Source organism: Pseudomonas sp. S2_A02 (genome assembly GCF_054668495.1).
Genome location: NZ_CP162776.1, coordinates 4,973,201 through 4,996,221, shown reverse-complemented (window position 1 = coordinate 4,996,221; position 23,021 = coordinate 4,973,201). Strand labels below are relative to the sequence as shown.

Annotated in this window: 14 protein-coding genes and 1 pseudogene; 6 read left to right on the top strand and 9 right to left on the bottom strand. The window is 58.0% G+C overall.

Features of this window, described 5'->3' with window-relative positions:
- The first annotated feature begins 276 nt into the window (after window positions 1-276).
- On the top strand, window positions 277-3,387 hold the full coding sequence (locus AB4O41_RS22870) for a transglycosylase domain-containing protein (protein WP_460144800.1): 3,111 nt from the start codon (window positions 277-279) through the stop codon (window positions 3,385-3,387).
- Between the two features lie 165 nt (window positions 3,388-3,552).
- Window positions 3,553-8,481 (top strand): NEL-type E3 ubiquitin ligase domain-containing protein, encoded by a 4,929-nt coding sequence (locus tag AB4O41_RS22865; protein ID WP_460144799.1) that lies wholly within the window; start codon window positions 3,553-3,555, stop codon window positions 8,479-8,481.
- A 66-nt stretch (window positions 8,482-8,547) separates the two neighbouring features.
- On the opposite strand, the gene AB4O41_RS22860 is transcribed toward AB4O41_RS22865, so the two are convergent.
- The 6 genes from AB4O41_RS22860 to AB4O41_RS22835 form a co-directional block, all read right to left on the bottom strand.
- Window positions 8,548-9,783 carry a hypothetical protein gene (locus tag AB4O41_RS22860; RefSeq protein ID WP_460144798.1) on the bottom strand — a complete coding sequence of 412 codons (1,236 nt, stop codon included), beginning with the start codon at window positions 9,781-9,783 and terminating at the stop codon, window positions 8,548-8,550.
- A 35-nt stretch (window positions 9,784-9,818) separates the two neighbouring features.
- Window positions 9,819-10,313, bottom strand: coding sequence for a CS1 type fimbrial major subunit (locus tag AB4O41_RS22855; RefSeq protein WP_218430095.1), 495 nt, complete (start codon window positions 10,311-10,313; stop codon window positions 9,819-9,821).
- Window positions 10,314-10,346: 33 nt separating this feature from the next.
- Complete coding sequence (locus tag AB4O41_RS22850; protein WP_460144797.1) at window positions 10,347-11,090, bottom strand: molecular chaperone; 744 nt, start codon at window positions 11,088-11,090, stop codon at window positions 10,347-10,349.
- 43 nt (window positions 11,091-11,133) lie between these two features.
- The gene (locus AB4O41_RS22845) at window positions 11,134-12,384 is read right to left on the bottom strand and encodes a hypothetical protein (protein ID WP_460144796.1); all 1,251 of its coding nucleotides are present in this window, start codon (window positions 12,382-12,384) and stop codon (window positions 11,134-11,136) included.
- 2 nt (window positions 12,385-12,386) lie between these two features.
- Window positions 12,387-14,912, bottom strand: coding sequence for a CS1-pili formation C-terminal domain-containing protein (locus AB4O41_RS22840; RefSeq protein ID WP_460144795.1), 2,526 nt, complete (start codon window positions 14,910-14,912; stop codon window positions 12,387-12,389).
- 109 nt (window positions 14,913-15,021) lie between these two features.
- Window positions 15,022-15,516, bottom strand: a complete 495-nt coding sequence (locus AB4O41_RS22835; protein WP_460144794.1) for a CS1 type fimbrial major subunit — start codon at window positions 15,514-15,516, stop codon at window positions 15,022-15,024.
- A 607-nt stretch (window positions 15,517-16,123) separates the two neighbouring features.
- Between AB4O41_RS22835 and AB4O41_RS22830 the strand changes: the two are divergent.
- Both AB4O41_RS22830 and AB4O41_RS22825 read left to right on the top strand, forming a co-directional pair.
- Window positions 16,124-16,706, top strand: a pseudogene (locus AB4O41_RS22830) (PadR family transcriptional regulator).
- A complete protein-coding gene (locus AB4O41_RS22825; protein ID WP_460144793.1) occupies window positions 16,703-17,494 on the top strand; it encodes a siderophore-interacting protein in 792 nt (263 codons plus the stop codon). Before AB4O41_RS22830 ends, AB4O41_RS22825 begins: the two are co-directional and overlap by 4 nt.
- A gap of 57 nt (window positions 17,495-17,551) precedes the next feature.
- On the opposite strand, the gene AB4O41_RS22820 is transcribed toward AB4O41_RS22825, so the two are convergent.
- The 3 genes from AB4O41_RS22820 to AB4O41_RS22810 form a co-directional block, all read right to left on the bottom strand.
- Window positions 17,552-18,208: a Pr6Pr family membrane protein gene (locus tag AB4O41_RS22820; protein WP_460144792.1), complete on the bottom strand. Its 657-nt coding sequence runs from the start codon at window positions 18,206-18,208 to the stop codon at window positions 17,552-17,554.
- A gap of 2 nt (window positions 18,209-18,210) precedes the next feature.
- Entirely contained in the window at window positions 18,211-18,441 is a 231-nt protein-coding gene (locus AB4O41_RS22815; protein ID WP_007941719.1) for a VF530 family protein, read from the bottom strand.
- 160 nt (window positions 18,442-18,601) lie between these two features.
- On the bottom strand, window positions 18,602-19,990 hold the full coding sequence (locus AB4O41_RS22810; protein WP_460144791.1) for an aminotransferase-like domain-containing protein: 1,389 nt from the start codon (window positions 19,988-19,990) through the stop codon (window positions 18,602-18,604).
- A gap of 350 nt (window positions 19,991-20,340) precedes the next feature.
- Between AB4O41_RS22810 and AB4O41_RS22805 the strand changes: the two genes are divergently transcribed.
- Window positions 20,341-21,546 carry a benzoate/H(+) symporter BenE family transporter gene (locus AB4O41_RS22805; protein WP_460144790.1) on the top strand — a complete coding sequence of 402 codons (1,206 nt, stop codon included), beginning with the start codon at window positions 20,341-20,343 and terminating at the stop codon, window positions 21,544-21,546.
- Window positions 21,547-21,649: 103 nt separating this feature from the next.
- Window positions 21,650-22,888 carry a serine hydroxymethyltransferase gene (gene glyA, locus AB4O41_RS22800; RefSeq protein WP_460144789.1) on the top strand — a complete coding sequence of 413 codons (1,239 nt, stop codon included), beginning with the start codon at window positions 21,650-21,652 and terminating at the stop codon, window positions 22,886-22,888.
- Window positions 22,889-23,021: the final 133 nt, after the last annotated feature.

Below are 23,021 nucleotides of genomic sequence, written 5' to 3'. Positions count from 1 at the left end.
AGAACCGGCGAATGGTATTTATCAGACAAACCGCGATGGTCAGGGTTGGGCTGCTTCGCAGCCCAGCGGGAGCAAGCTCCCTCGCCACAGACCACAGACCACAGACCATAGGTCACCAGTCACCAGTCACCAGTCACCAGTCACCAGTCACCAGTCACCAGTCACCAGGAATAGTGCATACCCGATATTTGGTTATTCACAATTTTTTCACCAACGCCAACCACCGTCTAAGCTTCAAACAAGTCCGATCAATCTGCGTGAATGGATCAGTCGACTATGGGCGCTTTGTGGCAAACCGATTCGAGTAAAACTGTGGTTCCGACTGAACGTGTGGATGAAGCGCCTTTACCTGAGAAACCCCGTCGTTCCCGACACGGCTGGGGGGCGTTCTGGTTGTTGCTGCTGATTATCCTGATTGTCCTGGGCCTCGCCGCGGCCAAGGAAATGCGCACCTCCAAGTTTCAGGCGCGGGAAATCAGCAAATATGCCACCTCGCTGAAGTACGAGCTGCAACCCGGCCCCAGCGATGCTATTCGCTATCCTGGCGCAGGCCCGTTCGATCAGCGCTTGGGTTACAGCGCTCTGGATGAATTTCTACCGCGCCTGCTCAAACGCGATTACGTGGTGTCGGCACAAACCCGCTTTTCCCCGGCGCTGATGAAGTACAGCGACAAGGGCTTTTTCGTGCCCTATGCAGAGAAAATCCAGGCCGGGCTGTCGATCACCGATTGCCGCGCGGCACCGCTGTACCAGTTCAAATACCCACAACAACTCTATTCAAGCTTTGCGACAATCCCTCCGCTGGTGGTCAGCAGTTTGCTGTTCATCGAAAACCGCTTTTTGCTCGATCCCCACCAGCCTTTGGCCAACCCTGCCGTGGACTGGCCACGATTCGGTATGGCAGCGTGGTCCCAGGTGGCCAAGTTGTTGCGTCTGCCCGGTCAGTCGGCGGGTGGCAGTACGCTGGCAACGCAGCTGGAGAAATATCGACACTCGCCTGATGGCTTGACGATGTCGGGCGCGGAAAAGATCCGGCAAATGATTTCCGCCAGCGTGCGGGCCTACCAAGCGGGGCCGGAGACCCTCCAGGCCCGGCAAAATGTAGTTCGTGACTACCTCAATAGTGTTCCGCTGTCGGCGGTACCGGGCCACGGTGAAGTGCATGGAATGGCCGAAGGCTTGCGGGTCTGGTATGGCGCCGATTTCAACAAGGCCAATGAACGTCTGGCCAGCCCCGATACGGATCCGAAAAGCCTGTCGGAAAAAGGCTTGGCCCTACGTGAAATGTTGTCACTCATGATCGCTCAGCGTCGCCCTTCTCATTATTTGACCAAGGGCCGTGATGAACTGGCCAGCCTCACCGATAGCCATATTCGCCTGCTGGCACAAAATGGCGTGATTGATGCGCCACTCGCGGCGGCGGCATTGGCCAGCCAAGTGACTTACCGCGACTGGGCCACCCAACCCACCATTCAGCCAATCGAAACCAACAAGGGCATCAGCGTGGCGCGCAGCCGTCTGGCCGGTTTGCTCAACCGTCCGCTGTATGACCTCGACCGCCTCGACCTGTCCGCTACCAGCACGCTGCAAGGCGAACTGCAAACCCAGGCCACCGCGTACCTCAAACATCTGGCCGACCCAACCTATGCAGCGGAAATCGGCCTGATTGGCGAACGTCTGCTCACCCCCACTAGCACCACACAGGTGCGCTACAGCTTCACTCTGTTTGAACTGACCCCGGACGGCTCGCGAGTACGGGTGCAGACCGACAGCACTGACCAGCCGTTCGACATCAATGAAGGCAGCAAGCTCGAACTGGGCTCCACCGCAAAAATGCGCGTGCTCACCACCTACCTGCAGATCATCGCCGAGCTGCATGATAAATACGGGACGATGACCATCCCTGAACTGAAGAAAGTCGACGTCCCCGACCAGGACCGTCTGAGCCGTTGGGCCGTCGATTACCTGATTCAGAACAACGACCGCGACCTGCCGAAAATGCTCGGCGCCGCGCTGGATCGCAAATACTCCGCCAGCCCCGGCGAGGCCTTTTTCACCGGCGGCGGGCTGCACACCTTCGTTAACTTCCGCAAGGAAGACAACGGCCGCCTGCCAACCCTGCGCGATGCCATTCGTGAGTCGATCAACCTGCCGTTCATTCGGCTGATGCGTGACCTGGTGCGCTACACCACCTATTCCGGCCCAAACAGCAGCGCCGAATTGCTCAAGGACGATCGCGACCCTCGGCGCCAGGAATACCTGGCCTCATTCGCCGACAAAGAAGGCACCTCGTTTCTGCTGAAGTTCTGGAAGAAATACCGCAACAAAGACACCCAGGCGCGGCTCGAAACCTTTCTCGACGGCATGCGCCCGACCCCGATTCGCATGGCTGCCGTGCATCGTTATCTATTCCCCCAGGCCGACCAGGAAAGCTTCAACACCTTCGTACGCTCGCACCTCAAAGGCGCCAAACTCAATGAAAAACTGACCGACGAACGCCTCGAACGCCTCTACCTGAGCTACGGTCCCGGAAGCTACGATTTGCCGGACCAAGGCTTCATCGCCAAGGTCCACCCGCTGGATCTGTGGTTGATCGGCTACCTGCTGAGTAACCCCGACGCCAAGTTCAGCCAGATCGTCAAAGCCAGCCAGTACGAGCGTCAGGAAGTCTATAGCTGGCTGTTCAAGAGCCGCCACAAGGGCGCCCGCGACAGCCGCATCCGCACCATGCTGGAGATCGAGGCGTTCCTCGACATTCACCAGCGCTGGCAGAAAGTCGGCTATCCGTTCGATCACCTGGTGCCCTCGCTGGCCACCGCCATTGGCAGTTCCGGCGACCGTCCGGCTGCATTGGCGGAACTGATCGGCACCATCCTCAACGACGGTGTGCGCATGCCGACGCTGCGTATCGACAGCTTGCACTTCGCGGCCAACACACCGTATGAAACCAAATTGATCAACGACCCGGACGTCGGCAAACGGGTCATGCCATCCGAAGTCGCCACGGCCATGCGCGAAGCCTTGTCGCAAGTGGTGGATGCCGGTACGGCCAAACGGGTGTCCGGCAGTTTTGTAACGCCGGATGGCAAACCATTGGCCATGGGCGGCAAAACGGGCACTGGGGACAACCGCATTGAAGCCATCGGTTCAGGCGGACGGATTCTAAGCTCCAAATCCATCAACCGGACGGCGACGTTTGTCTTCTACATTGGCGATTCACACTTCGGCACCTTGACCGCATTCGTGCCCGGGCGCACGGCCGAAGCCTTCAAGTTCACCTCGGCGTTGCCGGTACAGGTGCTCAAAGGCATGGCACCGATTCTCATGCCGTACCTGCAACCCGGCAGCAAAACAGGTTGCTTGCCGACTGAAGTCGCGCGGCGTTAACAGAACGATTACGTTGCACAGGTGGTAATTAATTATTTTCGGCATGGATTATTCCAATGCATTAGCGGTGCAAGCGCTGATCAAGCAACAGGAATTGCGGCTTTTACTTTGGGCCTTGGGCGTTAGGCTGGTGACTCCCATTAACGCTCAAGGTTTTATCAAAGCATGCCTGACTTACATGGACGTATGTCTGAACGAGCGACCTCCGACACTAAAGGTCGCCACTACGAATTGATCAAAAGCCGGATCCATCCGGTTTTCCAACGCGCTTCATTGCGAAATATCCGGGAACTGGGCCGCGCCGAAAAAGCGCCCGCGCCCTGGATCAAGACAGCCTCCGCACTCGATCAATCCCGATTACAAAAAGCCAGCCTCGAACTCTGGTCTTCCCGTAACAAGGCGGATCGGTTTCTCGACGTATTGCAAAACGTTTACGAATTTGCCGAGCCCCTACTCACCGATGCGCTGAAGAAACTGGATATTGATGTCGACATTACAAAAACGTATTTGCACCTTTATCTTCCCAAAGAACGCCCTTGGTATGTCATCGATACGTCCGGGGGTGTCGTCACCCGTACTGTTTCGCTGATCGACGCCGCACTGCACAACTTCGCGCTTGGCGAAACCTGCGAACCGGATTCGGACTTCATCAGTCAGCCCGATCAGCGTGGTCAGTTCGTTGTCTTGCCCATCAAACACAAGCTCTCCATTGCAAGGTTCCAGGCGTTGTGCCGTGAGCTGGACATCGGCGCCCGCTACACCCGATACCTGGAAGAACAGTTATTGCCTCGTGATCGCCTCGCAAAGTATTGGCTCCAAAGCCATATCGTTGACAGCGAGAAAGCCGCTTTCAGAGCCGCCGTGGAGCAGGCAACGATGGCAGGCGATATCGACGCCGATGCCCGCGACATGGTCATTGAAATGCTGGAGGGCCAGCGCAACACCACCTGGAAAGGCAAGCCGGTGCAATTTGCCGACCTGTCCATTCTCGACATCCCCTTGACCGGGATCGTGCTGATCACTGCGAACCTGGCGCAATCGCACGAGGTGATGCCAGTGATCGCTTATGTGCCGCAGGATCCACAACACCCACTCAAGCAATACCCCTCGACCGTCGCGTTCATGGATGAACTGACGCGGCAGTTGCGCGACGACGCGCTTATCGCTTCCACCGGGATGACGTACCGTCAGTTCTTCAGCCGGTTCATCGACCATTCGCAACGCGGGCATTTCTTCGGCGGGCTGCAACAACGTCTGTTCGAGGTCAAATGGCATCGAAAGGAAACGTTCGATCCCGGCCCAAGCTGGCGGGATGTACCGATCGATAACCCGCGATTGAGTGTCGACATTGCGCCGATCACGGGCGAACTCTGGGTACACCTTTATCAAAATAAACTGAACAAGATTCTCAATGACGCGCGGGACATCGCCGTGTCGACCGCCGATACCGATCGCAAGGCGCGGTGGGCCTGGTGGGACAACTTCAAAAAAATAGTCTCCGATATTTTCAATGTCGCGCTGTTGATTGCCACGCCGTTCGTTCCAGGGCTGGGTGAACTGATGCTGGCCTACACGGCGTTTCAATTGACCAATGATGTTATTGAAGGCGCTGTGGACTTGGCCGAAGGACTATGGGCAGAAGCAGCGGATCACATTGTGGGGGTCGTGACGGACGTGGTTCAACTGGCCGCGTTTGCCGCCGGGGCGAGCATCGCCGACGCATTCCGGCTCAAGACTTCTGCATGGGTCGATAGCCTGCAACCGTTGAGCTTGCCCACCGGTGAAACCCGCTTGTGGCACCCGGACATCGAGCCCTACGCCCATCCAGAGCTGTCGCTGCCAACCGATTCCAGGCCCGACCGGCTGGGCCTGCATCGCCATCAAGGTCGGGATATTCTGCCTTTGGAAGGTCGCCACTATGTAACTCGCAAAGATCCGAAAACCGCACAGTATCGACTTGAACACCCTATCCGTCCCGAAGCCTATGCACCGAAACTGACCCATAACGGTCGCGGCGCCTGGCGTCATGAAGGGGAAAACCCGTTGACCTGGGAGGGCCCGAAGCTGATGCAACGGCTGGGGCACATGACCGATGGCTTGAGCTCACGGCAACTGGAAAATATCCGCTTGATCAGCGGCACCGAAGAAGACGCACTGCGGCGCATGCACGTCGAAAACGCTGAGCCCCCCCTGTTGCTGGAAGACACGGTGAACCGCTTCAAGGCGATGGAAGATGTTGCGGCCACGGCCATGCAGATTCGTTCGGGAAGCCCGATAGACCCGTCATCACACTGGTTCGAGCAACTGATCACCGAACTGCCGGGCTGGCCGTCCGACCATGCCTTGAGGGTGTATGAACGATCCGACTTGCTCGGCGCATCCCGTCTGTATGGCAACGCCAATGCCCGGCCAGAGCGGACACTGGAGATCGGGCTGGCGGAAGTGATGGCGGGCAGATTGCCGGAGCGGATCGTCAGGTTTCTCGATGAGCGACAGCTGGAGGCGCTGGTCGGACCGGGATTGTCCAGGCAAGCGAAGGTACAGCGCCTGCGGGATCGCTTGGCCGAGCGGGTCGAAGGGCGCAAGACCGCTATCGCCGATTACACCTATCGCTTTCGCGAACACAGTATCGATCGACGCATTCAAGTCTTGCAGCGCCAATACCCTGAACTGCCGACGATCATCGCCGAACGCCTTGTCGCTAATGCCAGGCCAGACGATCTGCGTATCGTTGCCGAGCAGCAGCGCCTGCCGCTGGACCTCAAGAGCCGCACCCGTGAGTGCGCTTTTGAAACCCGCGCGACACGGGCCTGTGAAGGCTTCTACCAGAACGAACGAATGACCGCCGACACCGAGCGCCTGGCGCTTAACGCGCTGCGTTTGAACAGTGGGATCTTGCGCGATCTGCGCCTGGAAATACGTGACGGCACCGCCGACGGTCCTTTGCGGTGCAGTGTCGGTCCTGACGATGCGCTCAATATTCGAATGCTGTTACGCGACGAACATGGCCGTTATGAGGTTGTTGATGGCCACCATCGCAAGCTTTCCGATGCTGTCGATTTTTATGAAGCACTCCTGCGCGCCATGCCCAAGCAGGCTCGCCGGTCCTTGGGCTATAAACTCGCCCAGGGGCAAGCGTTCAAGCAATGGATAATGGTCAAGTCCCGGCCACCGGCCGAACGCCGCACGCTCTTGCTGGAGCCCTCCATTCGTCCGGTGGCGGAGCTGGAAACGAGCCTGCTGTTGCGCGGCCCCATATTTTCCAAAGAGCCCGTCACCGTTGAGCACGCGGTGAAAAATCTGCATCCACACCTGAGCGAATACGAAGTCGATAATCTTGTCCGTTCCATGCCTCCCGGCATCGATCCTTTTCAGTGGATAAAAAATCAAAAACAACGACTCATAGAACTGCAAAACATCCTTGACGCATGGAAGGTAAAGCACACGCCGTTCGAGCCCGATAACACGCGCCTTCCGCCCAAGGAAGTCATTTTTATCGCTGATCGCCTGATGGAATGCTTACAGCGAAAAGCTCGGGTATTGGGTGAGCGCAGTACTCACTTCGACAAGGGTTATGCACTGGACTTGTCCACTGAATTACAAAGTATGAACCTGGAGCCCTGGTGGAAAAAGCTGCCAGACATCCGCCCTTATCTTGAACAGATCAGCACCTTGAATCTGGATGGGACGCAAATCTCGCCGGGCTCCACGGGGTTATTGAAAGATTTTTCCCGGCTACGCCATCTGAGCGCACGTCGCTGTCAGCTGACCCGCTTGCCAGACAATGTGGCCAGCATGCACCTGCTCGAAACCCTACGGCTGAGCCACAATCATATTGCGCTGAACACCAAGGCGGTCGAGCAATTGAAGCCTCTGACACGCCTGCAAACCTTGCGGCTCGACAACAACCCACTGGGCCAGCCGCCCAATGTCGAGCGCATGCCACGCCTGAAAGTGCTCAACCTTTCAAACACCGGGATCGATACCTGGCCAGACGGACTGGTGAGTAAACATCGTCCAACGGGGTTTTTTCTTGATCTGCGGGATAACCCGATCAAGACCGTCCCCACTGTCGTCAACGGATCAAGGCACGCACTTCTAGTGGCGCGCGCGCGGCTGGACATCGACTCCTTGCACGATATCCAGCGCCAGATCCTGTTCCAGTACCGCGATTCATCGGGCTTGCCGCGCCAGAACACCTATGCCCCTCTGGCCGCCAATGCGCGCGCCAAATGGCCGGTCGATGATGACTCCTCGCTTTGGGGTGCGAACTCGCCTGGCCTGGGGACTTACAGGGCGCAGGCCTGGGACGATCTCATGAATGAGCCGAACAGCGAAGGCTTCTTCAGAATCATCGATAGCCTGACCCATTCGGCCGATTTCAGAGCCGGTGGAGCTACGCGCAAAGCCTTGTCCCGTCGCGTCTGGGAACTGATCGATGCGGTGGATCTGGATACGCCACTGCGCGAAAAACTGTTCCAGACCGCCGAGCAACCCACCACGTGTGCCGATGCCAGCTCCGAAGTTTTCAACAACATGGGCGTGCAGGCGCTCGCCTCACAGGCGTATGCGTATTCGACCTACGCCGCCGAACTGGAAGCCCGGCTGGTGAAATTGAGCAAGGGCGCCGCGCGTTTGCAACGGGTCAACGACATCGCCCGGGCCGATGCACTTTCACGCCCGAGCAGGGCCGAAGAAGTGGAAATTTACCTGGCGTATCAAACCCGCCTGGCATTGCGCCTTGGTTTGCCCTGGCAATCCGAGGACATGCTTTACCGGCAGATCGCCGCCGTGAGCGACAACGCCATCGAACAGGCCTACACCACCGTGTTGGCGCTGGAGGAAGGGGACGGCTTGCTTGACGCCATGCTCGAGCAGCCGTTCTGGGACCGGTACCTGCGCGAGACCCATGACCTGAGATTCCGTTCAGATGATCGGGCGTTCGATGAGAAGTTGCGACTTCTCGAACAACGCAGGGAAGCTGGCGAAATCAATGAGCAGGCCTATTTGGAAAGCCTCAACACGCTGGCTGATGAGAAACTGCAATTGGGACGAACCTTAACCCGAATGCTGCTGGACAAACACGCGCTGTAAACGAGTAACCGGCTCCTGTAGTCCTGGTGTTGCCTTGTCTTCAGGAGCCTGGCTTTTTACCGAGCGTTACATCACAACCGAATCCCAGATAACGGTGATGTTGCCGCTGAACGTGTCACTGAATCCAGGGCGGAACAACGAGTCGATGGAGGCCTGGGTCATCTCGAAACGCAGTGTCCCGCCTTTTCGATCCACATAATGCTTAGGCTGAAAAGGTCCGCGCGGAACGTCGACCTGCAGATAAAACTCCTTGACCGGCACATTGTTGAGCTCGATCCCGTTGGGCAGGGTGAGTATTACGTTTACGACAGCGCTTTCACCGTTCGGACTCCGAAGAGCGCATGCGAGCACGTCCGCTTTAATGCAACGCAACGTGACTCTGAACATCGACGAAGCCGAGATGTAAAACAGTTGGTCGGCGTAGATACGGGTCGGCTTGCGACCGCTCTCGATCCAGGGTTGCCAGCCGCCTTCGGGCTGCAGCGCGACCTTGTTCCCACCCGGTGGCAGGTCTACCTTGAGCGTGTGCTGAACATCCAGTACGAAATCGAGGTCCAGCGAAGTTTGGTCCGGCACCATCGCTTGCCCCATATCGAAGTCTCCACCCCGCCCGACGGAATACGCCAGCGACCCGGTGTAAAGCCCGGTCGACATGCCCATAGGATTGGGCGTGCGCAGCTCATAGGCAAAATCGAAGTACTCGAACACCATGGCTGGAATTTGGAACGCGGGTACCTTGGTACACGCCGCTTGCACTGGCGTCTTCCAGAAAAAACTATAGGACTTATCGCTGTAGCTTCCTACAGCGCTGTACAGACAAGGCGGGGCTGCGTAATCCCAGCTGCCGCCGATGCCACCGATCCAAAGCTTTTGGTGACCTTCAAGTATGTCTGTCACCCCCACCAGACTGGCGGCTGAATGACTCAGTGAATATCTTGAACCCATGCCAGTGATGCGTATTTCGACGGTTTCCGTTTCCTGGGTATCGCGATTGGTGACGGTCAGCTGCCGCCAATCGGCAGGCGCTTTCACCCCTACACCCGAGAGGCCGGGAGAGATGGGGCGAGTGGAGTTGAAACGAATCGGCACCTGGATGCTGAACATCTTTTGGCCCGCGCATTCGGTTGGATGAATCGCGCAATATCCGCTGTTGGGCGTCGTGTTGATGAACATGTTCCTGTTCGGTTGCGCAGGATCCGGCCTGAACAACGCGCGGATCTCCTGGTTCGCCGCCTCTGCCGAGGGCACGCACAGCGTCATCAGCAACGCCAATTTACCGGTCAATTTTTTCAAACATTCCATTCGTGTCATTCCCGATAGATTCGATACTGGGCGCTTCATTCTCCCGGCACTCTGGCGTTGAACAGCAGCAAGACGTTGCCGGCGTAATCACCCGCGCGATATCCGCCGACTGGCTTCACCGGGTCGATCTCCAGCGCCACCCGCTTGCCCGCCGCGGCTTCTTCCCGAGACACGACCTGGCGCATGACAGAACTCAGTTCAACGCCGTTGAACCTGACCCGCAGTGCGATGTCGTCGTCCGGCCTGCCATTCGACAGGTAGGGCGTACTTTCCAGGCGCGCTTCAATCGCGCTGGTGTCGTGGCGCACATCGAAATCCTTGCGCAGACTGCCCAAGGTTGATGTGGGGTAGCTCCAGAGCAGTGGCTGCGGCCGATGAATCCAGTCCGGTTCGGACGGAATGATGTAGAAAGCCCGACTCGGAACCGTCAGCGACACTTCGAACGTATGCTCTTCGCGAGCGGCCCAACTCATGGCGCTCATCAGTCCAGTGATTGCCATCAGTACGACGACGGCGCCTTGCTTGCTCATATTCATTACCTACCCCGCCCATGGAAGCAGCCGTTAGCGGCTAACTACCTTCAAGTCCTGTTTACGTTCGCCTTCGAGCAACTTGAAACGGTATTCACGGCCCTTTTCCTTGTCGAAGCCGAATGATTTACCCGCCAGAACATGGTGTTTAGTGGTGGCTCCACAATCGCTCTCCTTGCTCAATGAACAGTTTTTGAATTCATCGATGACGAGTACCGAGTTGCCGTTGTTGCGCAGTTCGTAACGGCTGTCGGTTTCAGTGATGGCCGTTTCGAAACGGGCGTCTTTGGGTCGCACGAAGAAGATCGTGCCGAACCCGGTCATGACGTTGACGCCGGCGCTCAGGGTCTTTTTGTAGTCTTCGCGCTCTTCGCCGCTGACCACGAATTCGTCCTCCTTTTCCGGCACCACCGGCACGAAACGCACGCGGAAATAACGTTCGCGGTCACGTTCACCCATGTACAGCAGGCGAGTGCCCTGCATACCCTGCGCCGGCACGATCAGCCGCGCGGGGCTGGCCATCAGGCCATTGCGCGACGCCTTGTCAGCGGAGGTCTCGATCGGGATTTCCCGAGATGTACCGTCAGCGTCATACTCGATCTCCAATACGTTGACCTTGACGAAAGCGGTGCTGTCACCGCTGTTGAAGACCCGCTTCAGGTAAGTACTTTTGTCGCCATCCAGATAGTCATAAACAGTGCCGACATTGATTTGCGGCCCGGCGTTAGCCGCCACGCAAAACACACAGAGCATCGACAGCAAAAACAGACGTGTCATGTTTTCAATCTCACAAAATTCGAAAATGGAGGGTTGCGGAGGTTCACACTTCCGAATCCCAGATAATGGTGATACTGCCCCTGAGCGTGCCGCTGAAGCCGGGGCGTATCAGAAAGTCGATCGCGTCCCGCGGCATCTCGAAACGCAGCGAACCTGGCTTGCGATCCAGATAGTGACCAGGCTGAAACGGGCCTACCCACACGTTATTCAACAACGGGGTCTGATTGACCGCCCCACCACCGGGGCCGTTGATGCCTACGGGCAGACTTAGCCGTGTCTCGACCTGTGTGCTGTCGCCGTTTTCACTGCGCAAATAACAGCGAGTACCGCCCAGCGAATCGCACTGCATCATCACGCTGAAGCGCGAAGACGCTGATAGGTGGAAGAGTTGATCGCGGTAGATCCTCGTTGGCTTGCGACCGCTTTCGATCCAGCGATTCCAGCCGCCTTCTGGCTCCAGCGCCACTTTGTTTCCACCCGGTGGCAGGTCGACCTTCAAGGTGTGCTCTACCTCCAGGTTGAAATTGAGCGTCAATACCGAGTCGTCCGGCTGCATGATGTCCCCCATGTCGAAATCCATTCCGGGCCCGACGGTGTAGGTCAGGTCGCCGTAGTATTGGCCCGAAGACATTTTCAGCGGGTTGGGTGTACGCAGTTCGTAGCCAATCTGCACCTGCTCATAGGTAAAGCCCGGGATGCGATAATTGGCCCGGGCGGCACACACGCTCGTTCCGGACGTCAGCCAGAAGAACGTTCTGGCGTCTGGCCACGCATACATGCCTCCGGTACTTCTGCACGGCGATGGCGGTGCCCAGGTCCAGTCGCCCAACAGGCGTATATGCCAGCCGGGCCATGTCGTGGGCTCACCTTCGCCCACCAGGTTTTCCGCCGTATCGGAAAGAATGTAGCGGCCTCCGATCGAGACGATCCGCACTTCGACCTCGGCCTCTTCCTGCGTGTCGGCATGCCGCACACTAAGCCTTCGCCAGTCCCCCGGAACCCGAAACATCGGGGCCCTGCGCGGGTCGTTGTGCCCGGCCTCGATCGCACCGACAGACCGAAAGCCGATCGGTGTCAGCAGAGAAAACAGTTCTCTCTCCTTGCAGAACGCAGGTTGATTCGCGCAATGCCCGGTGACGGGCGTCATGTTGATAAATTCGTTGTGCATCGGGTTTGCCGGGTCGGGGCGGAACACCGCGCGGATATCCATGGTTGCGCCCGATACCGGTTCACCTGCCAGGCTCAACAGCAGCAACACCGTCAGGCCCCCCAGTGAACGTATAGACCTTTTCATCCTCAACCCGCCTTCTGCTCGGTGAAGGTGATATCGGCCAAAGTGTCCGGCGTACACCGCAGGTCACCGATCATTAGCACGTTGTTTTCACTGCGATGCCGGTCGGCCTCAAGACGGAACTGGCACAGCAACTGGTTGCCCTGACGCACTTCCAGCGTCGGCGAACCGGCGTTCATTTCCATCGAGAAGAAACCATCGACCTCCGTCACGCCACGACTGGCGTGGTTGATCACATGGTGACCCTTGAGCGGCTGCCCTTGCGAATCGACCAGCCGGCCCAGCACGGTCAGGGTTTTCATCACCCGCACCTTGCGGTACTCGACCCCACCCTTGTTCAGGTGATAACGGGTGCGGGCCGGTTCGATGGTGGCCGCCGGCACATGGTTGCCTTCAAAATCGAAACTCACCGAGCTGTTCTGGTACGCGGTGATCGGGATGAAGTTGCGTCCCGGCTTCAGCGCCGCGCTGCCGCCGCTGTAATCGTCGGCACGCAGGGCAATGTCATCGATGTCCGACTCCACATCGACAATCAACCCGGCGCCGCGCATCTCATGTTGGCTGGTCAACACCATCTGCTGGCCGCCGAGGACCAGGGTACTGTCCAGGTTGAGGCCGCCGGTAAAATTGCCGTTGTAGGATGAACGTTGAACGAAGCCATCACCATTGATCGCGTCGGTACGAAAGTTGGCGAGGCTGGAAACGCCGACGCCGTAAGTATCGGTGAGCGCCGTCACCGAGACGTTTTGCAGCACGTGATCTTTCAGGTCTTTGCGCCAGCCAATGGAGGCGTTGTTGTCGCGACCGCCGTCCCGGGCCGTGCGTGAACCGATGCTGCCGGTGATCTGCTGTCCAGGCGCACCGAGTGCCAGGTTGACGCTCAAGTCGACGCCGCGATTGCGGTCGTTACCACTGCTGAAACTGCCCGGCCGATCGAACAGCGACAGCCGCCAGTTGCCATCGCTGCCAAACAGGTTAGTGCGCTGGTTCCAGCCCAGATCGAGGCCGACACCTTCGACGTTGCCCTCGCTGTGGGACACCCGGGCATTGATCGTACTTTTGCTGCTAAGCCGATGGTTGAGTGCCAGCGAGGAGTTGCTGGTCTCACCGACGAACACATTGCGCTGGCGCACCCGGGTGCCATCCGGCAGGGTTTCGTAAAGATTGGTGGTGTCCAGCCAGCTGCGGTTGTGGCTGATCACCACGCTGCCGGCGCCATAGTTATAGAGGCTTTGCAAGTCCAGACCGGTGCCGTGGTCCTGTGTCTGGTAGACGTTGGCGTACAGGCTGAGGTGATTGGCCAGGGTCCAGTCGACGGAACTGCCGTATTGCAGTTTTTCGCGAACCTGGCGCGCCGACAGCCCCAGAATGACCCGTGGATGCGCCAGGTAGTTGACCGAGGCCCCGGCCGTGGCGCTGCCGCTGGATTGCTGATCCCAGTTGCTCAACAGTTTGCTTTCTTCCCCGGCAAACAGGTTGTAGCGCCAGCGCTCGTCGAGGTTGCGCCAGTTGTTGGGCTTGTACACCAACTCTTGAGTGCTCGAGGTGATCTGTCCATCCTCGATCAGGCGCACTTCGACTTCATAGATACCCCCCGGCAGCGGTCGGGTGTCGAGGGTCTGCAAACCGGCGGGCACCGACTGGGTATTGATCAACAGACCGTCGCGGTAGATTTCCACCGAGCCCTGGCGATTGGCCGTGACGTAGATCGGATAGACGCTGGGCATCGGACTGTTGATCGCCAGGCTGTCGGAGCTGCCATACATGACGCCGACAGCCGTATCTGGACTGGTGCCGAACGTGCGCGGCTGGCGGGTCAGTCCTTCGGAATTGGGGGTGAAATAGCCCAGACGAAAGAAGCTGCCTTGCAATTCGCGTTGGGTGTAAAGCTCATGGACCGCGTGATAAAGCTTGTCATCCGGACCGCCAAGACGGGCCAGCTGCATGTTGAATGTCTGGCTCCAGTTTCCCAGGCTGGCGCTGGCTTCAAGACCGAAGCGTCCGCCCAGATCCTGTTGCTGGCCACCGTTGAGATTGAGCTGGTTGCGCACCATCAGACCGCTGCTGCCGCCATCAGGCTGCTCGTAATAACGCTTGGCCTCGACGTCGCGCTCAGCGTTTTCGGTGAGGATCGAGACGAGGGAGTTTTCCAGGTTGTAATGCACGGCCAGTACCTGATCCGGACACGAACCGGTGCACGTGCCCAGCGGCACGCCTGGCTTGAGATAACTTGCCCACTTTTCCCGCTCGGCGGGGCCGAAGCGGTTTTCGCTGGTGTCGGTAAATTCAAGCAAGGTAATGCGATCATCGCGAGACAACACCACCATGGCTTCCCCCAGCGGTTGCTGATCGAGTTCTACCCGAACAGCCAGAGGCACATCAAAAAAATGCTCCTCGAAATCTGCCGGCAGACCTTTGGCCTGAGCCAACAGACTTCGCGGTGTTGTACCGGCGGAAGAAACGGGAGCCGCCGCTGCACTGGCACAAAACAACAGCGCAAGCGCAGCCGCGATGGGTGTCATCGGGAACATGAACTCTTACTCTGGTTACGAACGGGTTGGAATCCGGCGGACAGGCCGGGTGGCTTGTCCGCCGGTTAACGCCACTTGAGCAGTTAGCGTTTGTTGCCTTGAAGCTCGATCAAGGCGTAACGACCGGAACAACGGCGTCGAAGGTCATTGCGACCACACCGGTGTAGTCGCCCGGCTGGAAGTTAGTCCCCTTGGCAGAGATCTTCAGCGGTGCGCGGTAATTAGCATCAGATTCGGCTTCACCCACGACCAGTTGTGGAGTGAGCGTCAGCTCCTTGTTATTGAACTCGACTTTCAAATCAATCGACTGACCACCGGAGATCAATTTAGGTGCACTTTCCAGACTGGCGTGAACCGAGCCGTTATTGTTGCGCACGTCGAAGAAACCATTGACTTCTCCCATCTTGCCAGTGGCTGGCCGGAAGCTCATGTCCTGATCCTTGTTGACCAGATCAGGGTCGGTTGGCACCACATAGAAGCCATTGGTTGGCACGTGAGCGATGAGATTGATCGAGTGAGCAGCCTCGCCCGCGGCGAAAGCCATGGAGGATTGAAGAGCCAGAACAGCCAGAGGGGCAGCGATTGCAAGTTTCTTGAACATCATTCAGTACCTGTTTTCTTTTAAAGGTTCGGTTCATTGAAAGTTCAGACAGCTCATAGCCGTAAAGTCCGGTGGCCGTGCGCTTTCAACGCCGGGGCATGATCGACTTATCGATCTGGAAAGTAAGCAGGCAACTTCCCATGAGCTTGTAGTTCAACGACCTCATGACCAGAAGGAAAAAACTGCAAAAATCAAAATATAAAATAGTGACTGTAAGTTACGACCTACATACAGTTTTATTGAAAAAACCAGACAGCAGTTCCAGCCGTTTAACACGGGACTTTTAAGACTTTTGAAATATATGACCAAAAAATTTTAGAGTAATAACTTCAAGATTCTTCACTGGCTGGGCATTCGCAGGAAAGAGAGGCAGGTGATCAATGTCAGTCAGTTAAGGTGCAAAACTTGTGAGAGCGAGCCTGCTCGCGAGACGGCGACATATTCAGCGTCAATGTTGGCTGATCCGCTGCTATCGCGAGCAGGCTCGCTCCCACAGGGGCTGCGGTATGCCACCGCTCGTCGGGATAAATGCGCCCCCCACGGAAAGCGCCTTGATCAAGGCATAAGATATATCTTAAGTTGTATCTAAACACGACGAGAGTAAGCAGAAATGAGAGACCATCATTCCCCCCCACCGCGAACACGGCGATGGCCGCGACGGCTTCGAAAAACGCCCAGGACCCGGCCGCGAGCGCGGTGGACGCGGGCCACGGGTGTTCGCCCCCGGCGACCTGAAATTGCTGTTGCTGGCGCTGATCGCCGAACAGCCGTGCCATGGCTATGACCTGATCCGCCAGATCGAAAGCATGTTCGACGGCGCCTACAGCCCCAGTCCCGGCGTGATCTACCCGACCCTGACCTTCCTTGAAGAAAGCGAAATGATTCTGGGCGATGCCGAGGGCGGGAAAAAACGCTACAGCATCACCGACGCCGGACGTCTGTCTTTAAGTGAACAAGCGATTGCCCTGGACGGCGTGCGCATGCGTATCGAAGTCAGCAAGCGCTCGTTGCGCGGCCATGACCGCCCCGCCGAAATTCACGAAGCGGTGCACAACCTGCGCCATGCCTTGCAAATGCACCATGGTCGCTGGAGCCCGGAAGAAATTCTGCGGGTACGTGATCTGCTCAACAATACGGCCAAAGCCATCGTTGACGGCCCCGCCGTTCAACCCGTTCAGGAGAACGCCGAATGACCGACGTTATCGTGCCATCCCAATCCATTCACCGTGTCAGCCACGAGATCAAGCGCCGTCGTCTGGAAGTACTGCGAGTGGTCGACCTGACCCCGCGTATGCGCAGGATTACCCTGGGTGGCCCAGAGCTGGCTGGCTTCGTCAGCCTCGGAACGGACGACCACGTCAAACTGCTGTTCCCGCAAAACGCTGCGGAACACGCGGCGCTGGAAACCCTGGTACTCGGTGCCGGCAAGGACAACGGGCCGATGCCCGCGATGCGCGATTACACGCCGCGTCGTTACGACCTGGACACGCTGGAGCTGGACATCGACTTCGTGCTGCACGGCGATGGCCCTGCCTCGACCTGGGCCGAGCAGGCCAAACCCGGCCAGTTCCTGCACATCGGCGGGCCGCGGGGCTCGATGATCGTGCCAGACATCTTCGACAACTATTTGCTGATCGGCGACGAAACCGCCCTGCCCGCCATCGCCCGCCGTCTTGAAGGCCTGGCCGCCAATCGGCGTGCACTGGTGATTGTGGAAGTGGAAAACGGCGCCGAACAACAACGCCTGGAAAGCGCAGCCCAGGTCGATGTGATCTGGGTACTGCGTGAAGGTGGCAGGAATAACCTGCTGACCACCGTGCAACAGATCAAGGTGCCCGATGGCAATCTGTATGCGTGGGTGGCGACCGAGTCCAAAGTGTCACGACAGATCCGCCGGGTATTGCTTGATGAGCATGGCCTGAACGAGCAGTTTGTGAAAGCTGTCGGTTACTGGCGACTGGATAACAGTGACGAGGAATGACCGCAACACTGTGATTGCATGCTTTTTGTGGCGAGGGAGCTTGCCCCTCGCCACAGTTCACTTCCGACCTGTGCGCCACCGATCCAATCCAATCACCAGCAGCGCAATCAGCACAAACCCCACCAACAACCCGCCGGCATTGATGAACACCTGTAGATAACCCAGCTTGTCCACATCAATGAACGGATACGGATAAACCGCCAGCAAATGCCCGCGCCATAACGCATAGCCGAAGTACACCAGCGGATAGATCACCCACAGCGCAATGTGCCGCAGCCGCAATGTACCTTTGGGTACACAGAACCACCAATAAACCAGAAACAGCAGCGGCATGACGTCATGCATCAGCTCATCGGCCAGCCATTGCCAGCCTTCGGGGTGCCACAAGTGACGCAACAACAGGCTGTACGCCACACCGACCACGGCGATGCTCACTGCAATCGCGCTACTCACCCACGGCTGCAAAAACCAGCGCCGCGCCGCAGACTCGCGGGACGTCAGTTCACAGGTCAGTACCACTGCCACCAGCGTGTTGGTCAGCACGGTGAAAAAGCTGAAAAAACTCACCAGCCCACCCAGCAGACTGGCCGCAATACTCCAGCGTGAGTAGAGAATCAGGTACATCTGAATGCTCAAACCCACCCAGCCCAAAACCGCAGCCACGGCAACACAACGACGCCTCGCGGCAGAACCTGGCGTCGAGGGTATGACCATGCTCAGACCGGTCGCTTGGTGCGCATCAACTTCACGTACAGGCGTTCGACCTTCTCCCGCGCCCATGGGGTTTTGCGCAGGAACGTCAGGCTCGACTTGATGCTCGGGTCACTCTTGAAGCAGCGAATATCGATACGCTCGGCCAGCCCCGACCATTCGTAATGCTCAACCAGGGCGTTGAGGATCTGTTCCAGCGTCACGCCATGCAGCGGGTTGGTGTTCTGTTCGGTCATGCCGGGCCTTCGAGCGATGAAAGGATGGAAGCCGCGCACCTTAGCGGAGGCCTTCGTGCAGTGGAAGGGCCCCGGACAAAGGCATTCGTCAGAGGCTGAATTAACTGTAGGCGAGTTGGACAGCCTCTGAGGACAAACGTCAGGCGATAGCGCCGTCGGCTCAGTAGTAACGTCGCGGGTCCGAATCGATCAGGCTGGCCAGCTTGGTCAGGGCAAATCTCAATTCGTCCTGACTGGTGGGCGACATCAATACCAAACGCACGCAGCGGGTCATTGCGTTACGTTCGGCCTGGAACTGGGTACCACTGAGGACCAACACGCCATTGGCACGGGCCAGCATGGTGAATTCGTCGCTGGTCCAAGGCTCGGGCAGCGTCAACCAGAGGTGGTAGGAGTACGGCTGGGTCTTGAGTTCGAAATTGGCGAATATTTCCTGAGCGATCGCCTGCCGCCCGGCGGCTTCGTTGCGCTGAATACGGATCAGCTTTTTATCCAACCCCTCGGTGATCACGTTGCTGGCCAACTGGGCGGTCAACGGCGACGGCATCCAGACGCTGCTGCGCACCATCGAGGTCAGGCGCGACAACAGTTTCGGCGGGCTATAGAGATAGCCGATCCGCAAGGCCGGCATGATCGACTTCGACAGACTGGTCAGGTACACCGAACGATCCGGCGCGAACGCCGACAGCGGTTTGATCGACGGGTCGGTGGCCAGAAAACCGTAGATGTCATCGTCCAGGATGATGAAGTCGAACTCTTCGGCCAACGCCGCGATTTGCGCCCGACGCTTTTGCGACATGATCGCGGCCGTCGGGTTCTGGCAGGTCGCCACACAGACCAGCATCGCCGGTTTCTCACGTTGGCACAGTTCGCGCAGCGCTTCGGGAATGATGCCTTCATCGTCCATTGGCACGCCACGCAGACGTCGTTCCAGACCATGGGCCAGGGAAATGATGCCGGGGTAACAAAGCGCCTCGCAGAGCACCAGATCACCGGCATTGGTCAGCGCACTCATCGCGACCATCAAACCATGCTGCGCGCCGGCGGTGATCACCACTTGCTGCCATTGCGCATCAGGCAATGAATGGCGCAGCCACTGCGCACCTGCCTCGCGATGAGCCGGATGCCCACCATCGGGGGCGTAATCGAGGGCACGGGCAAAATCCGTGCTCTTGGCCATGCCCACCAATGCGTCGCGCAACCAGTATTCCAGGGTTTCGCTGTAAGGCTTGATGATCGAAAGATCCAATAATTCGGACTGCCCCAGATTCAGCGGGGCGGCATTGTTGCTGGCCGGCAACTCCAGTTGCTTCTGGTTGAGCACATAGGTGCCACGCCCCACTTCCCCCTGCACCAGACGCCGCCGTTGGGCTTCGCTATAGGCCCGGCTGATGGTACCCGGCGTGACATTCAGCGTAGTGGCCAGTTCCCGCAAGGTCGGCAGACGATCACCTTCGTTCAACACGCCATTGCTGATATCGCGCGCCAACGCGTCGGCAATCGACAAATACATCGGCTGGCCGAACTCGTTTAGCTGAGGAACCCACATGAATGATCGCTGCCCATCGTAGAAATGATGAATATCCGAGCATATCACAGGGAAGTTAGGCAACTTATAAATCGATCCAATCGACAAATTGAGTCGATTGATGTGGTGATTGAATCGAGCAGCACTTTTCGTACAAAATTCTCAACACGAAATATTATTTTCTTAATAATCAAATAGTTAACTTAAAAAAAGCTGACAAACAAACACGATCAGCCAAAAAACATCTCGTCACAGCCCCTCGCGCTATTGAATCAACTCAATTCATTCAAATACACTCATCCCGAATCGAATCAATCGACTCAATCCCACGCCTGAATCACCACGTGCCAGCCACGCCAAGTCGAGACATCATGGACACACTCAGAAAGGATCTATCCCTGTCAGCGATCATCGCAGGCTTCATCGCCGTGATCATTTCCTATGCCGGCCCGCTGATCATCGTGTTTCAGGCGGCTCGGGAAGCGCACTTGCCCGATGATCAGGTGTCGTCCTGGATCTGGGCCATTTCCATCGGCAGCGGCGTGACCGGCCTGTTGTTGAGCTGGCGTCTGCGGGTTCCGGTGATTACGGCTTGGTCAACACCGGGCGCAGCGTTGCTGGTGTCGATGTTGCCCACGGTTTCCCTGCCCCAGGCTATCGGCGCCTATGTGGTGGCTTCGGTGATTATCGCGGTGGTCGGCCTGTCCGGCGCGTTCGACAAACTGATGAGCCGCCTGCCCAAAGCCATCGCCGCCGCCATGCTCGCCGGCATTCTGTTTCGTTTCGGCGCCGAACTCTTCACCTCGATCAAGCTGCAGCCGGCGCTGGTGCTGTCGATGATCTCGGCGTACCTGATCTTCAAACGCTTTTCACCGCGCTACGCCATTCTGTCGGTATTGATTGTCGGCTGCGCCGTGGCGGCCTCGTTCGGTGAACTCAACAGCGGATCCATCAGCATCGATGTCGCCCATCCGATCTTCATTGCCCCGCAGTGGAGTTGGCACGCGATCATCAATATCGGCCTGCCGCTGGCCCTGGTCACCCTGACCGGGCAATACGTGCCGGGCATGGCGGTGATGCGCACCTCGGGCTACAACACCCCGGCGCGCTCGATTATTTCGGTCACGGCCATCGGTTCAATCTTGATGGCGCCATTCGGCTCCCATGGTCTCAATCTCGCGGCCATCACCGCCGCAATCTGCACCGGCCGCGAAGCCCATGAAGATCGCGACAAGCGCTACATCGCCGGGATTGCCTGCGGGGTGTTTTACATTCTGATGGGCACCTTCGGCGCGACCCTGGCTTCGGTGTTTTCTGCCTTGCCCAAAGAGCTGATTGCCTCACTCGCCGGCCTGGCCCTGTTCGGGGCGATCAGCGCCGGGCTGACCGGTGCCATGGCTGACGAGAAGCAACGTGAAGCGGCGCTGATCACCTTCCTGGTCACCGCCTCGGGCATGAGTTTCCTGGGGCTGGCCGCTGCATTCTGGGGGCTGATCTTCGGACTCGTGGCGCATTTCGTACTGACCTACACCAGGCAAAGCAAAGCCACCGCCGTCACCGAGGGCAGCCGACCATGACCGCTCGTTACGACTCCATTGTGGTCGGCGGCGGACTGTCACACGCATCACCGCATCTCGCGCCAGCCTCCGCGGCCGAAGCACTTATCCAAGGAATGATTCCATGAGCCTGCACAATTTCGACCCTGTCATCGCCCGCCTGATCAGCCGTGAACGCAACCGTCAGGAAACCCATCTGGAGCTGATCGCTTCGGAAAACTACGTCAGCGAAGAAGTGCTGGAAGCACAGGGTTCGGTGCTGACCAACAAGTACGCCGAAGGCTACCCGGGCAAGCGCTATTACGGTGGCTGTAAGGTGGTCGACGAGATTGAAAGCCTCGCCATCGAACGCGCCTGCAAACTGTTTGGATGCGACTACGCCAACGTCCAGCCGCACTCTGGCTCGCAAGCCAATCAGGCGGTGTTTCTTGCGGTGCTCAACCCCGGTGACACCCTCCTGGGCATGTCCCTGGCCCATGGCGGGCACCTGACCCATGGAGCCTCGGTGAACTTCTCCGGCAAGTTCTACACCGCGCACGCTTACGGTCTGGAAAAATCCAGCGAAACCCTCGACTACGCCCAGATGGAAGCCCTGGCCCGGGAACACCGACCGAAGCTGATCATTGCGGGTGCCTCGGCGTATTCCAGGACCATCGACTTCCAGCGTTTTCGCAACATCTGCGATGAAATCGGGGCCTACCTGATGGTCGACATGGCGCACTACGCCGGGCTGGTCGCAGCCGGCCTGTACCCCTCGCCGGTTGGCATCGCCGACTTCGTCACGTCGACCACGCACAAAACCCTGCGCGGCCCTCGGGGCGGCCTGATTTTGGCCAAACGCGAATACGCGGCGCTGCTCGACAAGACGATATTCCCGGTTTATCAGGGTGGGCCTCTGATGCACGTCATCGCTGCCAAGGCCGTGGCGTTCAACGAAGCCCTCGGTGATGAGTTCAAGCACTATCAGCAACGCGTCATCGACAATGCCAGGACCATGGCGGACATCCTTACGCGGCGAGGCCTGCGGGTGGTGTCAGGGGGCACCGACTGCCACATGTTCCTGCTCGATCTGCGCGCGATGAACATCACCGGCAAAGAGGCCGAGGCATTGCTTGAAAGTGCCCACATCACCTTGAACAAGAACGCAATTCCCGACGATCCGCAAAAACCTGCGATCACCAGCGGCATTCGCATTGGCACACCTGCCCTGACCACACGGGGCTTCGGTGAAGCCGAATGCGCCGAAGTGGCCAACCTGATTGCCGATCTGCTTGAGCAACCGACCAATGCGGTACTGCTGGAAAAAGTCCGCCGACGGGTGATGCATTTGTGTGAATGTTTTCCGGTCTATCTATTGACTTGACGGCACTGAAACATGCGGGGCGGACGCTTTAGTCCGCCCTTTTTTTGCACGGCCAGATGCTGCGGCGACAGGTCGCAGCCGACTGTTACCAAATCCGAAATGATCCATGTCAATAAAAGCTCTTTCTCTATGT

Bases quoted from the DNA above. Each gene is read 5' to 3' on its own strand.
- AB4O41_RS22850 (WP_460144797.1), bottom strand. From the start codon at position 11,090: ATGACACGTCTGTTTTTGCTGTCGATGCTCTGTGTGTTTTGCGTGGCG.
- AB4O41_RS22820 (WP_460144792.1), bottom strand. From the start codon at position 18,208: ATGGTCATACCCTCGACGCCAGGTTCTGCCGCGAGGCGTCGTTGTGTT.
- AB4O41_RS22815 (WP_007941719.1), bottom strand. From the start codon at position 18,441: ATGACCGAACAGAACACCAACCCGCTGCATGGCGTGACGCTGGAACAG.
- AB4O41_RS22845 (WP_460144796.1), bottom strand. From the start codon at position 12,384: ATGAAAAGGTCTATACGTTCACTGGGGGGCCTGACGGTGTTGCTGCTG.
- AB4O41_RS22825 (WP_460144793.1), top strand. From the start codon at position 16,703: ATGACCGACGTTATCGTGCCATCCCAATCCATTCACCGTGTCAGCCAC.
- AB4O41_RS22835 (WP_460144794.1), bottom strand. From the start codon at position 15,516: ATGATGTTCAAGAAACTTGCAATCGCTGCCCCTCTGGCTGTTCTGGCT.
- AB4O41_RS22840 (WP_460144795.1), bottom strand. From the start codon at position 14,912: ATGTTCCCGATGACACCCATCGCGGCTGCGCTTGCGCTGTTGTTTTGT.
- AB4O41_RS22870 (WP_460144800.1), top strand. From the start codon at position 277: ATGGGCGCTTTGTGGCAAACCGATTCGAGTAAAACTGTGGTTCCGACT.
- AB4O41_RS22810 (WP_460144791.1), bottom strand. From the start codon at position 19,990: ATGTGGGTTCCTCAGCTAAACGAGTTCGGCCAGCCGATGTATTTGTCG.
- AB4O41_RS22860 (WP_460144798.1), bottom strand. From the start codon at position 9,783: ATGGAATGTTTGAAAAAATTGACCGGTAAATTGGCGTTGCTGATGACG.
- AB4O41_RS22805 (WP_460144790.1), top strand. From the start codon at position 20,341: ATGGACACACTCAGAAAGGATCTATCCCTGTCAGCGATCATCGCAGGC.
- AB4O41_RS22855 (WP_218430095.1), bottom strand. From the start codon at position 10,313: ATGAGCAAGCAAGGCGCCGTCGTCGTACTGATGGCAATCACTGGACTG.
- AB4O41_RS22865 (WP_460144799.1), top strand. From the start codon at position 3,553: ATGCCTGACTTACATGGACGTATGTCTGAACGAGCGACCTCCGACACT.
- glyA (WP_460144789.1), top strand. From the start codon at position 21,650: ATGAGCCTGCACAATTTCGACCCTGTCATCGCCCGCCTGATCAGCCGT.